We start from the raw sequence: 17,850 nt of genomic DNA, 5'->3' as shown, positions 1-17,850 counted from the left end.
CTTGCCTCTCGAACTTGCCAACCAAGACCTTTTGTCCTGCCTGGACGACCATCCCCGATACTGGAAAGGCACCATCTGCGCCGGCTGGTCGATCGCGGCGCGGCCCTCGCAATCCGCCGGAACCGGACCGGCGGACGACGACATGCCCCATGCGCTCGGCCTGGTGCGGCAGGGGGATCTGCCCATGGTCGGCATCGACCTGCATCGGGATTATTCCTGGTTCCGCCTGGAACAGGTGCTGCCCGCCGAAAGCCTTGTGGCCGGACCCTACCGGCTGCGCCTGTCCTATCTGTCCGACGGCGCGGACAAGGACCGGCTGCCGCAGGTCAAGATCATCGAATACAACCAGGCGGGCGGGCACACCTTTGCCAGAATCGCCAGGAACCTGCCCGCCAGCGGCACCCCCCGGCATCTGGACGTCGAATTCGACATCGCCGCCAATGCCCTGGCCGACCGCCAGTACCGGCTGTGCATCGAACTGGGCCAGCCGGGCCGGTTCTGCTTTGGCGGGCTGTCCCTGATCCGGGACCAGGACGGCCTGGATCTGAACGGCCAGCACGTTCCGCCCTATCGGGCCTATCATTTCCCGGTCAGCAAGGATCTGAAGGATCTGAACGACGGCATGGATTCCGATCTGCGCCATGGCCCGCTGGACTGGGTCGTGCGGATGCTGGGCGTCGCGCTGCGGCTTGAGGATTACGAGACCGCGGGCGGGCTGGCGCGTTATCTTGTCGCCCATCACGGCGCCGACGCCGAGGCGATGGGCAAGGCCGGGCCTCGGATCCTGGACACGCTGCTGGCGACGGGCGACCTGGACGGGGCGCGCGGTTTCCTGATCGACATGGCGGCCCTGGGGGTGCGGCACGACCGGCTGGCCCAGGCGGGGCGCATTCTGGGGGGGACGCGCACCGGCGGCGGTCCGGTGTCCTATGCCCTGCCGTCGGGCAAGCTGGACGTGTTCGGCCTGAACCGGGACACCGAATACAACCGGGTCGCCTTCGACGACATGCTGTCGCAGCCCTTTTCATCCGACACCGGCCAGATTCTGTGGGCCAATTACCTGCGCCATGCCAGCGAGGCCGATTACCTGGCCCGGCTGAACGGCTATCTTGCCGCCCATGGCAGCCCGTTTTCCATGCGCCTGGACGATGCCCCGTCCGACAACATCCTGAACCGGGCGTCGTTTCGCCAGGACCGGCCGCTGTCCGGGCTGTTGTCCGGGGGGCCGCTGGTATCGGTGATCGTCGCGGCCTGGAATGCCGAGTCGACGGTCGATTACGCCATGCGCTCGATCCTGGGACAGACCTATCGCAACGTCGAAATCCTGGTGGCCGACGATGCCAGCACCGACGGAACCCGCGACCGTCTGCGGGCCTTTGCCGGGGATCCGCGGGTCAGGCTGTTCGGGGGCGAACGGAACCAGGGCGCCTACAACATCCGCAACCGGCTGATCGGCCAGGCCAGGGGCGAGCTGATTACCTTTCACGATGCCGACGACGTGGCGCTGCCGCACCGGATCGCGGCCCAGGTCACGGCCATGACCGAAAAGGGCGCCCGCGTGTCGCTGGCAAGCTGGCTGCGGATAAAGCCGCAAGGGCATCTGGTCGCGTTCCGCGACAACCAGTTCCTGCGGATGTGCCTGAACAGCATCATGTTCACCCGCCCGGTCTTTGACGGGTTCGGACCCTATCGCCCGGTTCTGTGCGGGGCGGATTCCGAATTCTACGAACTGCTGCGCGGCAGGCTGCCCGCGCGCGACATCGTGTCGGTGGCCCAGCCCCTGGTCCTGGGATTGTGGGGCGACGGGTCGCTGACCCGGACCGCCGGGATCGAGGCCGACGAGATCGGCTATCGGGCGCCCGCCCGGCGCGCCTATGCGGGGCTGGCGGGACGCCAGCGGATCCTGGGACGGCTGATCGTTCCCGATGCCCTGCTGGACCGGACGGCCCGCGAGGGCGCCATTGCGCGCACGCCCTCGGACCTTGTTTCCCTGAACGGATAAGACCCCATGCGTATCGCAAACGTCGCGACCTATCCCGCCCGACAGCACACCTGCCTTCAGGCGCTGCGTTCGATCGCCGCGCAGGTCGATGTGCTGAACGTCGCGCTGAACGAATACACGGACGTCCCCGAAGCGTTCAGGGAACTGGACAATGCGACTTTCCACATCCCCGACCGCAATCTGAGGGATCTGGGCAAGTTCTGCTTTGCGGCGGGCGACGACGACGACGTGTTCCTGTGCGACGACGACATCCTCTATCCGGCCGATTACGTCGCCTGGATGATGCGGCTTCGCGCCGAAAGCCCGTTGACGGATCCGGTTCTGGGCGTGCACGGCGTGACCTATTCGGATTACTATGACGGGCGCAGCCGCAGCGGGCGGCTGGTCCATACGTTCTATCTGCCGCTTGGCGCGCCGGTGCAGATGAATCAGCTTGGCACCGGCACCATCCACGTGAAGGGACGGCAGATGCCGACCTTCGACTATATGGACGGATCGTCGGGCTTCGTGGACATCCGCTTTGCCCGCCACGCGCATGAACGGGGCTATCCGATGATCTGCGTCGCCCGCGGAAGGGACTGGTTGACCGAGGTGAAGAACGAGGAAACCCTGTATCTGAGCGTGACGCGGAACCTTCCGTCCCAGGCCTTGCAGGACGTGCAGCACTTTGGCGGGCTTGCCCGCCTGGTCCGGCCCTGACCGGGCGGCGGCATCGGAAAGAACGGCTGGGGGCGCATGGATTTCCTTCTCAGATACGGCGGGCGCAAGGCGACCCTGACGGGCCTTGCGCCCGACGACCTGATCACCTCGGTCATCGGTCAGACCGGCACTTTCTACGAGATGGAACTGCTGGCCGAGATCTTTCACCGCGCCATGCCCGGCTGGGTGTTTCTGGACGCGGGCGCCCATGTCGGCAATCACAGCGTCTTCTTTGGCGCCATCCTGGGCCTTGAAGGGCATTCGGTCGAACAGAACCCCGACACCTTCGCGATCCTGCAAGGCAACCTGGCCGCCAACGGTCTGGAACACCGGGTCCGGGCGATCAACGCGGCCGTGGGCCGCCGCGCGGGGCGGGCCGCGACGGTGCGCAACGACAGCGGGGCCAACAGCGGCATGGACCGGATCGAACTGACCCCGGACGGCCCCCTGCCGGTCATCACGGTCGATTCCCTGAACCTGCCCCGCCTGGATCTGCTCAAGATCGACGTCGAGGGATTCGAGGTGGAATGCCTGGCAGGCGCCCGCGACACCCTGGCGCGCTGCAACCCGCTGATCGTCGCCGAGGCGATCGGAACGCCCGATTTCGACGCCCAATGCGCGTTTCTGGCGCCCTTCGGCTATGCCCCGGTGCGCCGCTTCAACGTGACCCCGACCTATCTTTACGAAAAACGCTGAAACGGTCCGCATCGCGCGGGAACCGCCTCGGGCCGGATCGGGCCGATTGGGCGGGCGGCTGCAAGACAGCGGTTGTATCCGCCGGGCTTTTGGGCCAGTGATGCCGCGCAATCCGGCCCGCGCATGGGTCGCTTCGGGGCCGCTTTTTGGCCAATGGCAGAATGACAGACACCGACCCGTTCCCTGACCGCAGCATCGACCTGACCATCATCGTCCCGGTCTTCAACGCGGCCGGCCATCTGGACGACCTGGACGACACCATCCGGTCCATCGGCGGGCTGCGCATCCAGACGATCTATGTCGATGACGGATCGACCGACGGCAGCGACGCCCGGATCCGCGCCCTTGCCGAACGCTCGGCCGACACGCTGGCGCTGTTCCAGCCGGACAACGCCGGGGCCGGGCAGGCGCGCAACCGCGGCTGGGACCATGCGGCGGGCCGTTATGCGCTGTTCTTCGACGCCGACGACCGGCTGCACGGCGATGCCATCGCCGCCACGATCGCGCGCCTGGACGCGGAACCCGACCTGGACGTGGCGGTCCTGGCCTATCGCAGCGAACGCCAGGACATCGCCCATTCCACCGGGATGATTCCCAAGGACGCCGAAACCTTTGCCGCGCTGTTGCAGGGCGCGCCCGAAGCCGCCGGGATGCCCGACGATTTCGCCCGGCTGCTGGTCGTCACCAACTATCCCTGGAACAAGATCCTGCGGACCGCGCGCTACCGCGAAACCGGGCTGCGCTTCGGCCGGACGCGGGTGAACAACGACATCCTGGGCCACTGGCACGCGCTGATGTATCCGCGCCGGATCCTGCTGTCGCGGGCCGAGATCTGCACCCATGTGGTGCATCCGGGCGGATCGAACCTGACCAACCAGCAGGGCGAGACGCGGTTGCAGATGTTCGACGCCCTGGACGAATTGTACGACCTGCTGCTGTCGCAGCCCGACCTGCGCCAGCGGTATGCCCATTTCTTCTGGGGCTTCGTGCTGACCCTGTTCAAATGGGCGCGCGGCAAGATCGTCCCCGAGGCGCGCAACCGATTCAATCAGCGCATGGCCGACCTGATCGTCCGCATCGACCTGGTGGATTTCGCCAAGATGCGCAACGGCCGCGCCCCGGCGGTCGCGTCCGAACTGTCCGACATCCTGCTGAACAGGTAGAAACCCTTGCCCAAGCTTTCGGTCATCGTCACCGCCTACAACATCGAAGCCTATCTGGCGCAATGCCTGGACAGCGTGATCGGGCAGTCGCTGGCCGATCTGGAAATCATCGTGGTCGACGACGGTTCGACCGACGGCACCGTGCGGATCATCCGCGACTATGCCGAACGCGACGACCGGATCCGGCCGATCCTGTTTGGGGAAAACACCATCGGCGGCGTCGCCTCGGCGGCCAATGCGGGGCTGGACGCGGCGACCGGCGATTACATCGGTTTTGCCGATGGCGACGACATCTGCGACATCGACATGTTCCGCAGGCTGCACGACGCGGCGGTGGGGGCGGACGCGGATCTGGCGATGTGCAATTACCGGCTGCTGGACGAACAGACCGGCGCCATGGCCGAACCCGCCGACCACCACCGCTGGACGGGCATCGCGGCGTCCGATGCCTGGGATCTGGAGGGCGAGGGCGCCGAGGCCAACCGCAAGCGGCTTCTGGAATTCATCGCCGTGCCCTGGCGCAAGATCTATCGCCGCGACATGCTGGAACGCCATGCGATCCGCTTTCCGGTGGGCGACCATTTCTACGAGGACAATCCGTTTCACTGGTTCTCGGTCCTGTCGGCCAACCGGGTGGCGCTTGTGCCCGACGTGCTGTGCTATCATCGGGTGGCGCGGATCGGGCAGACCATGGCCACGGTGGACGACCGGCTGCTGAAGATCTTCGATCACGAATCCACCATCCGGGCCTGGCTGAAATCGCATGACCGCGACCGCGATTACGCGCCCGCCCTGTTGGCCTGGGTGGCGGCGCAACTGTCCTGGGTCAGCCTGCGCGCCGAGGGCGAGATGCAGCGCAAGCTGTTCGACCGGCTGGTGCCGATCGTGCAGGGCTATCCCGCCGACGCGGTGGACGCCGCGGCCGGGGGCTACAGCAAGACCAGCCGGGTCGTGGCCATGCTGGATGCCCTTCGGCGGCGCGACTTCATCGCCTTTTCGCGGGCGGCGGGATACCGGCTGCCGGAAAAATCCCTGATCGGGCTTGGCTTTTATCACCTGCGCCATGCCGGGCTGCGCGACACCGCCGCGACCACGGCGCGATTCCTGCGCAGCCGCCTGTCGCGCGGCCGCGACGCGGCCCTTGCCGGTCCCGCCCCGGCCGCGCAGGTCCAGACGGCGGCGCAGCTGTCGGACATCCAGTTCGCCCTGGTGGTCCTGCAACGGCGCCTGGACGCCATGGACCGCGAACTGCGCGCCCTGCGCGGGGACGGGGACCGTCCGGGCGGCGGCCGGACCTGAGGCCCGGCGCTTCGGCGCGCGGTCCTAGAGCGCGCCCTTGACGAAGATCACGTTGCCGTGCCGGCGAATGTCCTGGGTTTGCACGATCACGTGGCTGTGCATCACCATGGTCATGAAGGTGTCGCGGTCGGCCGACTGGATGGCGGTGCCCGCCGCCTCGATGATGGGAATGGCTTCCTCGATCGTTTCGGGGATGAAATCGGGCTCGCCCTCGGCCTGCATGATCGTCGCGGCGCATTCGACCCGCCCGTCCAGCGGCAGCAGGCTGAGGATCGCGCGCGACACGTCGGCCAGGCGGGCCGAAATCGTGATGACCCGCTTGAAGGGAAGCTGCGGGGCGATGGCATAGGCGGGAAAGGCCCGTTCGACGATGGCGATGGATTCGCCCTCGCCCATCATGGCCATGGCGTGAAGAAGATCGGGTTCGATCCGGTTGTGAATACCCTTGAGCACGTCTTGTCCCGCTGTCGCTGGTCAGGAGAACCGTCATAAACGCCGGGCGCCATCTTGTCCACGCCGGGGCAAGATGATGATTTATCGTTATTTTTCCTTTTGCGCCCGGTGGTCCTGTTCCAGACGCGCCAGATGCTGGGCGGCGCGGCGGAAATCGGGCGCCTCGGCCAGGGCCGCGCGATAGCTGGTTTCGGCCAGAAAGGGCAGGGCCAGTTTCTCGAAGATCAGGCCGCGTTCGACGAAACCCTGGGCCGAGAAGGGGCCGCCCTTCATGAAAGCCTCGTGGGCGCGGAAGGCCTGGTCGAAGCGTCCGGTATGGCGCAGGAAGCGGGAATACAAAAGCTGCACCTCGCGCGCGCGGGGCTGGTCAGAGGCATAGGGGGCGATCAGGTCGGCCACCGCGTCGAAGCCGCCGCCATGTTCGGCATAGAGACCCAGGGCGCGGATCACCGGCACGCTGACCGCGGTCCTGGGGTGTTCCGCGACCGCCGCGCGGATCATCGCCGCCGCCTCGGCGGGCTGCCCGGATTCGGCGATGGCGCCCGCATAGTCCAGGCGCAGGGCCAGATCCGCCGGAAACCGGCGCACGCCGTATCGCAGCAGCATCCGCCGCAGCATCGGGTGGCGCGACAGCGACCGGGCCAGTTCGGCGATGTAATAGCTGTTGTTGCGTTTCGACGACAGGATCAGCGCCTGCGCCCTGGCCACGTCCACGTCGGGCTGGAACAGCATCCGCGCCACGGTGCCCAGGATGCCGCCGTTGCTGAGGAAGGTGAACACCATATGCCCCGCGCGCGGGGTCAGGACGTCGCGGACGGAACACAGCCGTTTCAGGTCGGCGACATGCCGGCGGTCCGGGCCCTTGGGGTCATAGACGCAGATCACCTCGGTCCCGGCCGGGATCGCAGGGGCCAGGTCGGCCACGCTCCGGCCGGCGATCAGGGCCTCGTAATCGGCGATCCAGCGGCGGTCCTTGTCGGGATGGATATTGGCCACCGGCGCCATCAGCACCAGCCGGTCCGCGTCCAGAGCCTGCGCCGCGATCAGCGCGCCATAGGATCCCATCGAAAACCCGTACAGGATCACCTGCCGATAGGGACGCACCGCGCGCGCCACCGCGTCGAGACAGGCGGGAAAGTCCGCGCCCACATACCAGTCGTTCGCCAGCGACCGGATGCAGCAGAAGGCATGGTCGGTCTTGGCCAGCATCACCTGGCCGGAAAATCCCGCGGGGGGCGGTTCCTTGCGTTCGGCAAAGGTCACGACGACCGTGTCCGCATCGCGCGGATGCAGGACGGCCTCGTAGGCGGAGCTGGCAAAGATCGTCTGCGTCATGGCGGGATGCGGGCCGGGTTCGGGGCCTAGAGGGGGGCGTGGACGAAGGCGCCGGGGCGGCGGCCCTGCGCGGCGCCGTCCAGAAAGGCCGCGGCCGTGTCCAGGGCCTCGCGGATGGTCACGTCCATGTCCAGATAGCGATAGGTGCCCAGCCGCCCCACGAAGGTCACGCCCGGCGTGTTCCGGGCCAGGCGGACGTAATCCTCCAGCAGGGCTTTCTCCCGGACCAGGCGGATCGGGTAATAGGGGATGTCGTCCGGCCCCGCCGCCCGGCTGTATTCGCGATAGCAGACGCTTTTCTCGTGGGTTTCCCAGGGCGAGAAATGCTTGTGTTCGGTGATGCGGGTATAGGGCACCTCGCGGTCGCCATAATTCATGACCGCGCAGCCCTGATAGTCGCCGTCATGATCGAACCGTTCGAAATCCAGCGTGCGATAGCCCAGCCGCCCCAGGCCATAGCCGAAGAACCCGTCCAGCGGGCCGGACCAGAACACGTGGTCGCATTCCCCCGCCATGGCGGGATCATAGGGGGTGTCCAGGTCGGTCGTGATGCCCGGATGGTCCAGGATCGCCCGGACCATCGCGGTATAGCCGTCGCGCGGCATCCCCTGGAAGCGGTGGAAGAAATAGTTGTCGTCATAGTTGAACCGCACCGGCAGCCGCTTGAGGATGCTGGCGGGCAGTTCGGTCGGGCTGCAACCCCACTGCTTTTCGGTATAGCCCTTGAAGAACGCCTCGTACAGGTCGCGGCCGACGAAGCGCAGGGCCTGTTCCTCGAAGTTCTGCGGATCGGCGATGGACGTGTCGGCCTTGGTTTCCAGAAAGGCGCGCGCCTCGTCGGGGCGCAGGGTCCGGCCGAAGAACTGGTTGATGGTCAGCAGGTTGATGGGCAGCGAATGGACCGCCCCCCCCGATGTCGTCTTGACCCGATTCTGGAACGGCACGAAGTCGGCGAAGCGGGTGACGTAATCCCACACGCCCGCGTCGTCGGTGTGGAAGATGTGGGGGCCATAGACATGCATCATCACGCCCGTGTCCGCGTCGCGTTCGGTGTGGCAGTTGCCGCCCGGATGGGACCGGCTGTCGATGACGCGGCAATGGTGCCCCGCCTCGGCCAGGGTCCGGCCGATCACCGCCCCCGACAGTCCCGCGCCCACCAGAAGAATGTTCATGCGATCGTTTCCCTGCTTGTCCGGTCCCGCATCCTTGCAGCAGACCGCGCGCTTTCGGAGGGGGTTTACGCCGTTCCGGGGGGGCAGGGCAATCGCCCGCGATCCGGGCGGCGTTCCGGTGGCCGCGGCCTCTCGACTTTGCGGGGCGGGGTTTGCTAACGCTGCGGTCGGCAGCGCAGGCAGGATCCCGGACGCGATGACATCCCCCCCTTCCGTGCAGGATTTCCCCGAGGCCCGTGCCGATGCCCGTGCCGAGGCCCGCATCTATGTCGCCTATCACGACGCCCGCCCGGTGCTGGGCGGACGGCATCTGGTGCCCATCCAGGTCGGCCGCGCGCTGACGGGGGTGCTGCTGCCCGGCGTGGCGGGCGACGACACGGGCGACAACCTGTCGCGCCTGAACCCCGAATACTGCGAGCTGACGGCCCATTACTGGGCCTGGCGCAACGATCCGGCGGACGCGCCGATGGGGCTGATGCATTACCGGCGGCTGTTCGACCTGGGCGGGCGCCAGCCCGCGCGCAGCCATCCCGAACGCCATGTCGCGCGGTTCGACGCCGCCGCCTGGGCGCAGGACGTGGACCGCCATGTCGCGGGGGCGGGGCGGTCCGATCTGGTGGTGCCGCGCCCGATCCGCCTGCGCCGCAGCCTGGCCCGCCAGTACGGCCGCTGCCACGATCCGTCCCACCTGCGGGCGCTGCGCGCCGTGGCGGCCGAACGCCGCCCCGATTTCGCGCCCGCCCTGGATCGGGTGCTGGGCGGCAACCGGCTGCTGCTGGGCAACATGTTCATCATGCCGCGTCCGGTCTTCGACCATTACAGCGCGCTGCTGTTTCCCATCCTGGCCGAGACCCGCGCCCGGATCGCCGCCGCCGGGCCGGGATCCGGCTATCAGGCGCGCTATCCGGGGTTTCTGGCGGAACGGATCCTGACGGCCTATGTGCTGGGGGGCCATGCGCGGGCGGCGTTCCCCGATCTGCGGGTGGTCCACAAGACCGTCCTGAACATCGATGCAACGGGTCCGGCGGCGGCGGGCTGGCCGCACCTGCTGCGGCTGTGCCTGGAACGCCGGATCGGGCTGGGCGACGCCTGGACGCTGGGGACGGGCCGGTCCCGGAACCGGACCGCCCGATGACGGTGACGATCCTGCTGGCGACCCGCAACGGCGCGCGGTTCCTGCCCCGGCAACTGGAAAGCTATGGGGAACAGACGCTGGCCGACTGGCGGGTCCTGGCCAGCGACGACGGATCGGACGACGCCACCCCCGCCATCCTGGAGCGGTTCCGCCGGGACAACCCCGGCCGGGTCCGGCTGGTGCAAGGACCGCGAACCGGGGCGGCCGACAATTTCCTGTCGCTGATCCGGCAGGCGCCCGAGGCCGATCACACGGCCTTTTCCGATCAGGACGACCTGTGGCTGCCCGGCAAGATCGCCCGCGCGGCGGCGCTGCTGTCGGACCCGCCTGCCGACCGCCCCGCGCTGTATGCCAGCCGGGTGACGATCTGCGACGCGGGGCTGCGGCCCGCGGGCCTGTCGCCCGCCCCGACCCGCCCGCCGGGGTTTCGCAACGCCCTGGTCCAGAACATCCTTTATGGCCACAGCATCGTTCTGAACCGCGCGGCCACGGCGCTGCTGCGGCAGGCCGCCGGACGCGGCCCGCGGGTGGTGATGCACGACTGGTGGGCCTATCAGATCGTCACGGGCGCCGGGGGGCGGATCGTCTTCGACGACGAAAGCCATGTCCTTTACCGCCAGCACGGCGGCAACCAGATCGGCGCGGGACCGGACGTGACGGGGCGGCTGACGCGGCTGCGGGCGCGCCGCCAGGCGGGCTGGATGACCGCGACCCTGGCCGCCCTGACGCAGGCGGCCGATCTGCTGTCCCCCGATCATCGCGCCCTGTTGGACCGGATCGCCCAGGCCCGCGCCGGGGGCCGGGCGGCCTTTGCCGCCGCCTGCCTGCGCGAAGGGCTGTACCGCCAGGGGCCGGGGGGCCGGCTGGCGCCCGCCCTGGCCGCCCTGGCCGGGCGGTTGTGACGCCGGGCCTTCAGCGTTCCAGCAGCGTCCTGTAGTTTCGCTCCAGCAGCATCAGCCCCACCACGAACAGCACGACCGACACGCCGACCACATAGCCCGGACTGATGTAATCGCCCGCATAGGTCGGATAGATCCCCTGGCGCATCATGCCGATGCAATGGACCAGCGGGTTGTACCACAGGATGTTCTGGGCCTGCGTCGGCATCATCCCGTACAGAAAGAAGATCCCCGACATCAGGAACAGGGGCCGGGTCAGGATCGACCAGATCCGTTCCCAGACCGGAAAGGCGGTCGTCAGGTAACAGTTCAGCGTGCCGACCCCCACCGCCAGCATCGTGACCATCAGCAGCGCCTCGAACAGGGCGGGCAGGTCAAAGACCACGGGCAGCCGATAGATCATCACGATCGATACCAGCACGATCGCCACGATGGCGGTATGGGTCAGCGCGTTCAGCACGATCCGGGCGATCAGCGTGTCGATGAAGGTGACGCTGGGATAGGCCAGGAACGGCCGCGAGAACCGGATCGCGCCCGCGACCTTGTTGGCGATGTCGTTGAACATCAGGAACGGCAGCAGCCCGCTGGCATAGAACAGCGGAAAGTTCGTGCCCAGCCCCGGCCGCGCCAGGGCCAGGCTGAAGATCACCGACAAAAGCGCGATCCCCAGAACCGGTTCCAGGATCGCCCACAGGTATCCGCCCGCCGACCGGCCATAGGTCGTGGCCATCTCGCGCAGCATCAGGGCCATGACGATGCGCGGCATCTGGAAGCGCGGTCCGGGACGGCGCGGGCGTTGGGGATGGTGCAATTTGGGGGAAATGCCGGACATGTGAATGCAAGTGCTGGTCTGCGCGACCGACACTATGTAACAACTGCCGCCAAAAGGTAAACCAGCGAAAGCAGTCCGGCTGTGAACACCCCCCCCACCGCGACCGGAAGCAAGGCCGATCCGCAGGCAGGCCCGTCCCAGCCCGATCCCGCGCAGCCCGCCGCCGCGACCTCGGACACGATGCTGCGGCGGCCCTTTCAGGGACCGGGGCTGGCACGCCAGGTCCAGCCCGACGCGGCGCCCAAGCCGCTGGTCCGGCTGGCCTCGGGCAAGGGGCCGACGGTGGTGCGTCCCGGCGCCACGGGCGCCGCGCCCCGCAGCGCCCCGCAGCTTCCGACCCGCGCCCTGCCCACCCAGCCCGTTCCCCGGACCGCGCCCGGCCTGCCCGCCCGCCCGGAACCGCCCGCGGCCCCGCCGGTGCGCGCGCCCGCGGCCATGGCCCAGCCCCGGCGGCGGCACTGGCTGCTGCTGGTGTCATTCCTGGTCCTGGTGGTGCTGCCCAGCCTGCTGTGGGGCTGGTATCTGTGGGCGCGCGCCAGCGACCAGTATGTGTCCAGCGTCGGGTTTTCGGTCCGCCAGGAACAGATGACCCCGTCGATCGACCTGCTCAGCGGGCTGGCCCCCTTTGCGGGCGGGGGCGGCGGGGCGTCGGACACCGACATCCTCTATGAATACATCCGCAGCCAGGACATGGTGGAACGGATCGACGTGCAGCTGGATCTGCGCAGCCGCTTTTCCCGCGTCTGGCCGCGGGATTTCGTCTTCGGCCTGAATCCCGAAGACCATATCGAGGACATGACCGAATACTGGCAGCGCCAGGTCAAGGTGCTGTACGACGGCACCTCGGGGCTGATTACCCTGAACGTCAGCGCCTTCACCCCCCAGGACGCCCAGGCCATCGCGGCGGCGGTGTTTCAGGAAAGCTCGGACAAGATCAACGAACTGTCGGCCATCGCCCGCGACGACGCCACCCGGCTGGCCCAGGCGGAACTGGACAAGACCCGCCAGGATCTGACCGCCGCCCGGCAGGCGATGACGGATTTCCGCATGCGCTCGCAGATCGTCGATCCGCAGGCCGACCTGACCAGCCAGATGGGCGTCCTGGCCGGATTGCAGGGCCAGCTGGCCGAGGCCATGGTGGCCCACGACCTGCTGATCGAGAACGCGCCCGCGACCGACCACCGGGTGATCCAGTCCCAGCAGCGCATCGACGCGCTGCGCCGCCTGATCGACAGCGAGCGGGCCAAGTTCGGGGCCGAAGGGACGGGACCGGCGGGCGAAAGCTATTCGCAGCTGATGGCCGAATACGAGAAACTGGCCGTGGACCGCGAATTCGCCGAAGGCGCCTATCGGTCCGCCCGCATCGCCTATGAAACCGCCCTGGCCGAGGCGCGGCGCCAGTCGCGCTACCTGGCCGCCCATATCCAGCCCAAGGTCGCCCAAAGTTCGACCGAACCCAACCGGCCCTGGCTGATGTTCATGGTGGTGGGCCTGTTGCTGACCGGCTGGTCGATCCTGGTCCTGGTTTATTACAGCATCCGCGACCGCGGCTAGGCGATGATCCGGCTGGACAACCTGACCAAGGTCTATCGGCTGAAGGGCCGCCGCACGGTGGTGGCCGACGCGCTGAACGCGGTGTTTCCGACCGGGGCGTCGGTGGCGCTCTTGGGGCGCAACGGGGCGGGCAAGTCCACGCTGTTGCGGATGATCGCGGGGACCGTCTCGCCCACGTCGGGGCGGGTCCTGTCGGACGGCTCGATTTCCTGGCCGGTGGGCTTCGCGGGCAGTTTCCATGGCGAACTGACCGGCGCGCAGAACGTCCGCTTCGTGGCCCGCATCTATGGCGTGGACACCGACGAACTGGTCGATTACGTCGCCGATTTCGCCGAACTGGGCCACCATTACCACCAGCCTTTCATGAGCTATTCGTCGGGGATGCGGTCGCGGCTGGCAATGGGCACCAGCATGGGCATCCATTTCGACACCTATCTGGTGGACGAGGTGACCAGCGTGGGCGACGCCGATTTCCGCGCCAAGTCGCAGCGGGTCTTCCGGGACCGGATGAGCATGTCGAGCGCGGTGGTCGTCAGCCATTCGATGGCGATGGTGCGCCAGATGTGCACGATGGGCGCGGTCCTGGAACACGGCCGCCTGTCCGTCTACGACACCCTCGAAGACGCCATTGCCCACCATGAATCGCTCATGCGCGCCCCGGCCGACACGCCGGGGGATTAGCACGCCAGGATCCACGGGCCGCAAGCGGGCGCATGGACTGCCGATAAGCGCACATTATCGGGGATGTTCACGGGCCTCGGGCGGTGCCCCGGTTGTCCGCGTCATGCTCTGCAACAACGGATACAGGCGGAATAGCCCTTGCCCTACACGGCCGCCGTCCACAGCCGGAACCGCCGCGCGCCGGTGATCTCGCGCACCAGCCCCATGTGCCGCATCCGCGACAGCAAGCGTTCGGCGGTGTCGCGGCTGATGCCCGCCAGATCCTCGACCTGGGCGGTGTGCAGGACCGGATGGGCGGCCAGGGCGGCGATGACGCGGGCCGGGTTCCGGCCCTTGATCGCCGCGGTGGCGGCCTGGGCCGCGTCCGCCCAGCCGGCGATGCGGTCCAGCAGCCGGCAGGCGTCGCCCGCGCCCTGCGCCACCGCCGACAGATGACGCGACAGGCGCCGTTCGGGCGTCCCGCCATCGGCCCAGATCGCCCGGCCGTGGCGGCCCAGCGGCAGAAAGGCCAGACCCGGCGCGGCGCGGGCCATGGCGCGGGCGGCCCAGACGGCGGCCTCGATCCCGGCATCTTCCGGCGACAGGGCGGCCAGCCGCCACAGCATCCGCGCGGCGGGCGCGCGGGCCAGCGGGTGCAGGCCGGACAGACCCTCCACCGCCCCAAGGAAATCCGCCGCCGCCGCATCGAAGGCGGCGCCTGCGGGACGGTCGGACCAGGGGGCGTCGGCGTGATCGGGATTGCGGTGCAGCGCCAGGAAATCGCGCAGCCGATTCGGGTCGGACTGGCCTTCCAGCCGCCGCAGCGCCCAGCGGGCCTGGGCCATGGCGCCCAGATCGGTGCCCGCGCGGGCGGCCATGGCATCCAGGCCGATCTCCTCGCGCGACAGGGGCGTGCCCTGGGCGCGCAGCATGTTCTCGATCTCGACCAGGGCCAGGCGGCGGGTGGCGCCCGCGTGGGCCGTGGCGTCCATCAGCGACAGGCGCGCCTCCAGCCGGCCTGCCGCCAGGGCGGCATCGGCCAGTTCCACCGCCAGCCCGGCCTGGGCCGCCAGCCAGTCGGCGGGACGGGGCGGGGCGGGCTGATCGTCGTTTTCAGAATCTTGCCATGAATAATCGAATCCGTGCATATCCGCAGTTTAATACGGATCTGCCCTGACGCCAGTTCTTTGCCTTGGCTAAATATCCTCGGGGGCTTCGAAGCGCCCGGAAAAAGGTCCAGTGGACCTTTTTCAGCGGAGAAGGGGCCGGCAGGCCCGAGCGGGGGGCAAAGCGCCCCCGGCACGCGCGGGACGCAAATCTATTCCGCCGCCACAGGCTGCGCCCCGGCCTCGGGCCTGCGCCGCAGGCCTTCGATCAGCACATAGATCACCGGGGTAATCAGCAGCGTCAGAACAAAGGCCAGCGACAGCCCGCCCACGATCACCGCGCCGATGGCCCGGCGGCTTTCGGCCCCCGCGCCCGACGCGATGGCCAGAGGCACCGCCCCCAGGACAGTGGCGATGGTGGTCATCATCACCGGACGCAGGCGGGTCACGGCGCCCTCGCGCGCGGCCTCTGCCAGCGACCGGCCCTCCTCGCGCAGCTGGTTGGCGAATTCCACGATCAGGATGCCGTTCTTGGCCATGATGCCGATCAGCAGGATCATTCCCACCTGGGAAAAGATGTTGACCGTCCCCCCGGTGATCCACAGCGTCAGCACCGCCCCCGCCAGCCCCAGGGGCACGGTCAGCATGATCGTCAGCGGCGTGCGGAAGCTTTCGAACTGCGCGGCCAGGACCAGGAACACGATCAGCAGCGACATGGCAAAGACCGTGGCGATCCCGCCGGAACTTTCCAGGTAATCCTTGGCCTGCCCGTCCCAGGCCAGCACCGCGCCCGCGGGCAGGTCGGCCGCTGCGGCTTCCACCGCCGCCATGGCGCCCGCCAGATCCGTGCCGGGGGCGATGTCGGCCTCCATGCCCACCGAGATCAGCCGGTCATAGCGGTTGACGGCGGGGGCCGTGGCGCCGGTCGCGATGCTGGCGAAGGCCGACAGCGGGATCAAGTCGCCCCGGTCGTTGCGCAAAAACACCCCCAGCATGTCGGCTACGGAATCGCGATCCTCGGGCGAGGCTTGCAGGATCACCGGATACTGCCGCCCGTCGCTGGTGTATTCGCCGACGCTGCGCGACGCGAACAGCACCTGCAGGGTCTGGGCGATGGTTTCGGACGACAGGCCCAGATCCTGGGCGCGGGCGCGGTCGATCGACAGGTTCGCGCCCGGCTGGTTCGCGGAATAGTTCACCTCGACCGACGCGAGGCGCGGATCGGTTTCCAGCCGGGCCGCCAGATCGTCGGCCCAGGCGGCGGTGCGGGCCACGTCCGGCCCGCCCAGCATCCAGCTGACGTTGCCCTGCCCGCTGCTCAGGCCCAGGCCGCCCGCCGCGCGGACAAAGATTTCGGCCTGGCTGAGGCGGGACAGTTGCGGGCGCAGGTCGGCGATCACCTGATCGACGCTGGCATCGCGGTCGCCCCAGGGCGCCAGGTTCACGAACAGCATCGACCGGCGCAATTCGCCCCAGGTGCCGACGATGGTGGTGACGTTGGTGACGGTGCCGTTTGCGCGCAAGGGTTCCAGCAACGCCTCGACCTGGCGGGTGGCCGCGTCGGTATAGGCCAGGTTCGATCCCTGGGGGGCGGACAGGATGATGCGGATCTGGCCGCGATCCTCGTCCGGGGTCAGTTGGCGGGGCAGATGGCCATAAAGGGCGAAGGCTCCGGCCATCAGGAATGCGGTGACGGCCAGGATCGGCACCGGGCGGGCGATCAGCCGGTCCAGGATCGCGCCATAGGCCCGTTCCAGGGCGCCGATCAGCCGGTTCACCGTGCGCGTCAGCCAGTTCGGGCGATCCTCGCGCGGCATGATGCGGGCGGCCAGCACCGGCGACAGCGTCAGCGCGATCAGGGCCGACACGGCGACCGCCACGGCCAGCACGATGCCGAATTCGGCGAACAGCTTGCCGATCTCGCCTTCCATGAAGCTGACGGGCACGAAGACCGACACCAGCACGGCCGTGGTGGCGATCACGGCAAAGCTGACCTGGGACGCGCCGTCGCGCGCGGCGTCCGCGCGCGACTTGCCCATGGCCCGGTGCCGCTGGATGTTTTCCAAGACCACGATGGCGTCGTCCACCACCAGGCCGATGGCCAGGATCAGCGCGAACAGCGTCAGGATGTTGATGGAAAACCCCAGGGCCAGCATCGCCAGCCCGGCGCCAAGCGCGGATACCGGAATCGTCACGACCGGGATCATCGACAGCCGCATCGACCCCAGGAACAGATAGATCACCGCGATCACCAGGGCCACGGCCTCGGCGAACACCTTGAGCACCTGCTTGATCGAGCTTTCGATGAACACGGCCTCGTCGGCGGTGATGTCCAGGCGCATTCCGGGCGGCAGGGTCGGGCGGATCCGGTCCAGTTCGGCCTTGACCGCCGTGGAAATGGCGACCGTGTTGGCCTGGGCCTGCGGCTGGATGCCCATTCCCAGGGAAATCACCCCGTTGGCGCGAAAGATCGATTCCCGCTGTTCGGGGCCTTCCTCGATGGTGGCCACGTCGCCCAGGCGCAGGGGGCGGCCGGCATCGCCGGGGGCGCTGTTCTGGATCACCACCTGGCGAAAGGCGTCGGGGCTGGAAAACCGGGTCTGGGCCAGCACCTGCAACTGCCGGGCGCCGGTCTCGATCTCTCCGGCGGGCAGTTCGATGTTGTTGGCTTGCAGCGCGCCGATGATGTCGCCGGTGGTGATGCCATAGGCGGCCATGCGCGACTGGTCCAGCCAGATCCGCATGGCGGGGGACCGGGCGCCGAAGGTCGCGGTGTTGGCCACGCCCGGCAGGCGGGCAAAGCGGTCCGCCAGGAAACGGGTGGCATAGTCCGACAGTTCCAGCG

At 68.3% G+C, this 17,850-nt stretch carries 15 protein-coding genes; 9 read left to right on the top strand and 6 right to left on the bottom strand.

The window, feature by feature from the left end; translation table 11 throughout:
- Position 1 precedes the first annotated feature (1 nt).
- The 5 genes from CHB77_RS15570 (at position 2) to CHB77_RS15550 (ending at position 5,859) form a co-directional block, all read left to right on the top strand.
- On the top strand, positions 2–2,002 hold the full coding sequence (locus CHB77_RS15570) for a glycosyltransferase family 2 protein (RefSeq protein WP_176430353.1): 2,001 nt from the start codon (positions 2–4) through the stop codon (positions 2,000–2,002).
- A gap of 6 nt (positions 2,003–2,008) precedes the next feature.
- Positions 2,009–2,701, top strand: a complete 693-nt coding sequence (locus CHB77_RS15565) for a hypothetical protein (protein ID WP_089389103.1) — start codon at positions 2,009–2,011, stop codon at positions 2,699–2,701.
- Between the two features lie 36 nt (positions 2,702–2,737).
- Entirely contained in the window at positions 2,738–3,397 is a 660-nt protein-coding gene (locus CHB77_RS15560) for an FkbM family methyltransferase (protein WP_089389102.1), read from the top strand.
- Between the two features lie 161 nt (positions 3,398–3,558).
- Positions 3,559–4,560 (top strand): glycosyltransferase, encoded by a 1,002-nt coding sequence (locus CHB77_RS15555; protein ID WP_089389101.1) that lies wholly within the window; start codon positions 3,559–3,561, stop codon positions 4,558–4,560.
- Positions 4,561–4,566: 6 nt separating this feature from the next.
- The gene (locus tag CHB77_RS15550; RefSeq protein ID WP_089389100.1) at positions 4,567–5,859 is read left to right on the top strand and encodes a glycosyltransferase; all 1,293 of its coding nucleotides are present in this window, start codon (positions 4,567–4,569) and stop codon (positions 5,857–5,859) included.
- A 24-nt stretch (positions 5,860–5,883) separates the two neighbouring features.
- On the opposite strand, the gene CHB77_RS15545 is transcribed toward CHB77_RS15550, so the two are convergent.
- From CHB77_RS15545 to CHB77_RS15535, 3 genes are all read right to left on the bottom strand, one after another.
- Positions 5,884–6,312 (bottom strand): RbsD/FucU domain-containing protein, encoded by a 429-nt coding sequence (locus CHB77_RS15545; RefSeq protein ID WP_089389099.1) that lies wholly within the window; start codon positions 6,310–6,312, stop codon positions 5,884–5,886.
- Positions 6,313–6,399: 87 nt separating this feature from the next.
- A complete protein-coding gene (locus CHB77_RS15540) occupies positions 6,400–7,647 on the bottom strand; it encodes a tetratricopeptide repeat protein (protein ID WP_089389098.1) in 1,248 nt (415 codons plus the stop codon).
- Positions 7,648–7,673: 26 nt separating this feature from the next.
- Positions 7,674–8,819 (bottom strand): UDP-galactopyranose/dTDP-fucopyranose mutase family protein, encoded by a 1,146-nt coding sequence (locus CHB77_RS15535; RefSeq protein ID WP_089389097.1) that lies wholly within the window; start codon positions 8,817–8,819, stop codon positions 7,674–7,676.
- 196 nt (positions 8,820–9,015) lie between these two features.
- Between CHB77_RS15535 and CHB77_RS15530 the strand changes: the two genes are divergently transcribed.
- Together CHB77_RS15530 and CHB77_RS15525 are read left to right on the top strand one after the other, a co-directional pair.
- Positions 9,016–9,954: a DUF4422 domain-containing protein gene (locus CHB77_RS15530; protein WP_089389096.1), complete on the top strand. Its 939-nt coding sequence runs from the start codon at positions 9,016–9,018 to the stop codon at positions 9,952–9,954.
- Positions 9,951–10,856 (top strand): glycosyltransferase family 2 protein, encoded by a 906-nt coding sequence (locus CHB77_RS15525; protein ID WP_089389095.1) that lies wholly within the window; start codon positions 9,951–9,953, stop codon positions 10,854–10,856. Before CHB77_RS15530 ends, CHB77_RS15525 begins: the two co-directional genes overlap by 4 nt.
- Before the next feature lie 10 nt (positions 10,857–10,866).
- Here CHB77_RS15525 and CHB77_RS15520 read toward each other — a convergent pair whose 3' ends face one another.
- Complete coding sequence (locus tag CHB77_RS15520; protein ID WP_089389148.1) at positions 10,867–11,619, bottom strand: ABC transporter permease; 753 nt, start codon at positions 11,617–11,619, stop codon at positions 10,867–10,869.
- A 147-nt stretch (positions 11,620–11,766) separates the two neighbouring features.
- On the opposite strand from CHB77_RS15520, the gene CHB77_RS15515 reads away from it, so the two are divergent.
- A complete protein-coding gene (locus CHB77_RS15515) occupies positions 11,767–13,239 on the top strand; it encodes a KpsE/RkpR family capsule polysaccharide export protein (protein ID WP_244898841.1) in 1,473 nt (490 codons plus the stop codon).
- 3 nt (positions 13,240–13,242) lie between these two features.
- A complete protein-coding gene (locus CHB77_RS15510) occupies positions 13,243–13,920 on the top strand; it encodes an ABC transporter ATP-binding protein (RefSeq protein WP_089389094.1) in 678 nt (225 codons plus the stop codon).
- A 143-nt stretch (positions 13,921–14,063) separates the two neighbouring features.
- Here CHB77_RS15510 and CHB77_RS15505 read toward each other — a convergent pair whose 3' ends face one another.
- Together CHB77_RS15505 and CHB77_RS15500 are read right to left on the bottom strand one after the other, a co-directional pair.
- Positions 14,064–15,047: a Fic family protein gene (locus tag CHB77_RS15505; protein WP_089389093.1), complete on the bottom strand. Its 984-nt coding sequence runs from the start codon at positions 15,045–15,047 to the stop codon at positions 14,064–14,066.
- Between the two features lie 170 nt (positions 15,048–15,217).
- Positions 15,218–17,850, bottom strand: a 2,633-nt coding sequence (locus tag CHB77_RS15500) for an efflux RND transporter permease subunit (RefSeq protein ID WP_141133733.1), incomplete at its 5' end; no start/stop codon positions are given.

The sequence above is a fragment of the Paracoccus sediminis genome (genome assembly GCF_900188295.1).
GTDB lineage: Bacteria > Pseudomonadota > Alphaproteobacteria > Rhodobacterales > Rhodobacteraceae > Paracoccus > Paracoccus sediminis.
This window is presented reverse-complemented; position numbering and strand designations above follow the sequence as displayed.

What these genes read in the sequence shown, in the direction of transcription:
- CHB77_RS15520 (WP_089389148.1), bottom strand. Translation starts at nt 11,619, where the DNA reads ATGCCGCGCATCGTCATGGCCCTGATGCTGCGCGAGATGGCCACGACC.
- CHB77_RS15505 (WP_089389093.1), bottom strand. Translation starts at nt 15,047, where the DNA reads ATGCACGGATTCGATTATTCATGGCAAGATTCTGAAAACGACGATCAG.
- CHB77_RS15565 (WP_089389103.1), top strand. Translation starts at nt 2,009, where the DNA reads ATGCGTATCGCAAACGTCGCGACCTATCCCGCCCGACAGCACACCTGC.
- CHB77_RS15525 (WP_089389095.1), top strand. Translation starts at nt 9,951, where the DNA reads ATGACGGTGACGATCCTGCTGGCGACCCGCAACGGCGCGCGGTTCCTG.
- CHB77_RS15555 (WP_089389101.1), top strand. Translation starts at nt 3,559, where the DNA reads ATGACAGACACCGACCCGTTCCCTGACCGCAGCATCGACCTGACCATC.
- CHB77_RS15530 (WP_089389096.1), top strand. Translation starts at nt 9,016, where the DNA reads ATGACATCCCCCCCTTCCGTGCAGGATTTCCCCGAGGCCCGTGCCGAT.
- CHB77_RS15560 (WP_089389102.1), top strand. Translation starts at nt 2,738, where the DNA reads ATGGATTTCCTTCTCAGATACGGCGGGCGCAAGGCGACCCTGACGGGC.
- CHB77_RS15535 (WP_089389097.1), bottom strand. Translation starts at nt 8,819, where the DNA reads ATGAACATTCTTCTGGTGGGCGCGGGACTGTCGGGGGCGGTGATCGGC.
- CHB77_RS15510 (WP_089389094.1), top strand. Translation starts at nt 13,243, where the DNA reads ATGATCCGGCTGGACAACCTGACCAAGGTCTATCGGCTGAAGGGCCGC.
- CHB77_RS15540 (WP_089389098.1), bottom strand. Translation starts at nt 7,647, where the DNA reads ATGACGCAGACGATCTTTGCCAGCTCCGCCTACGAGGCCGTCCTGCAT.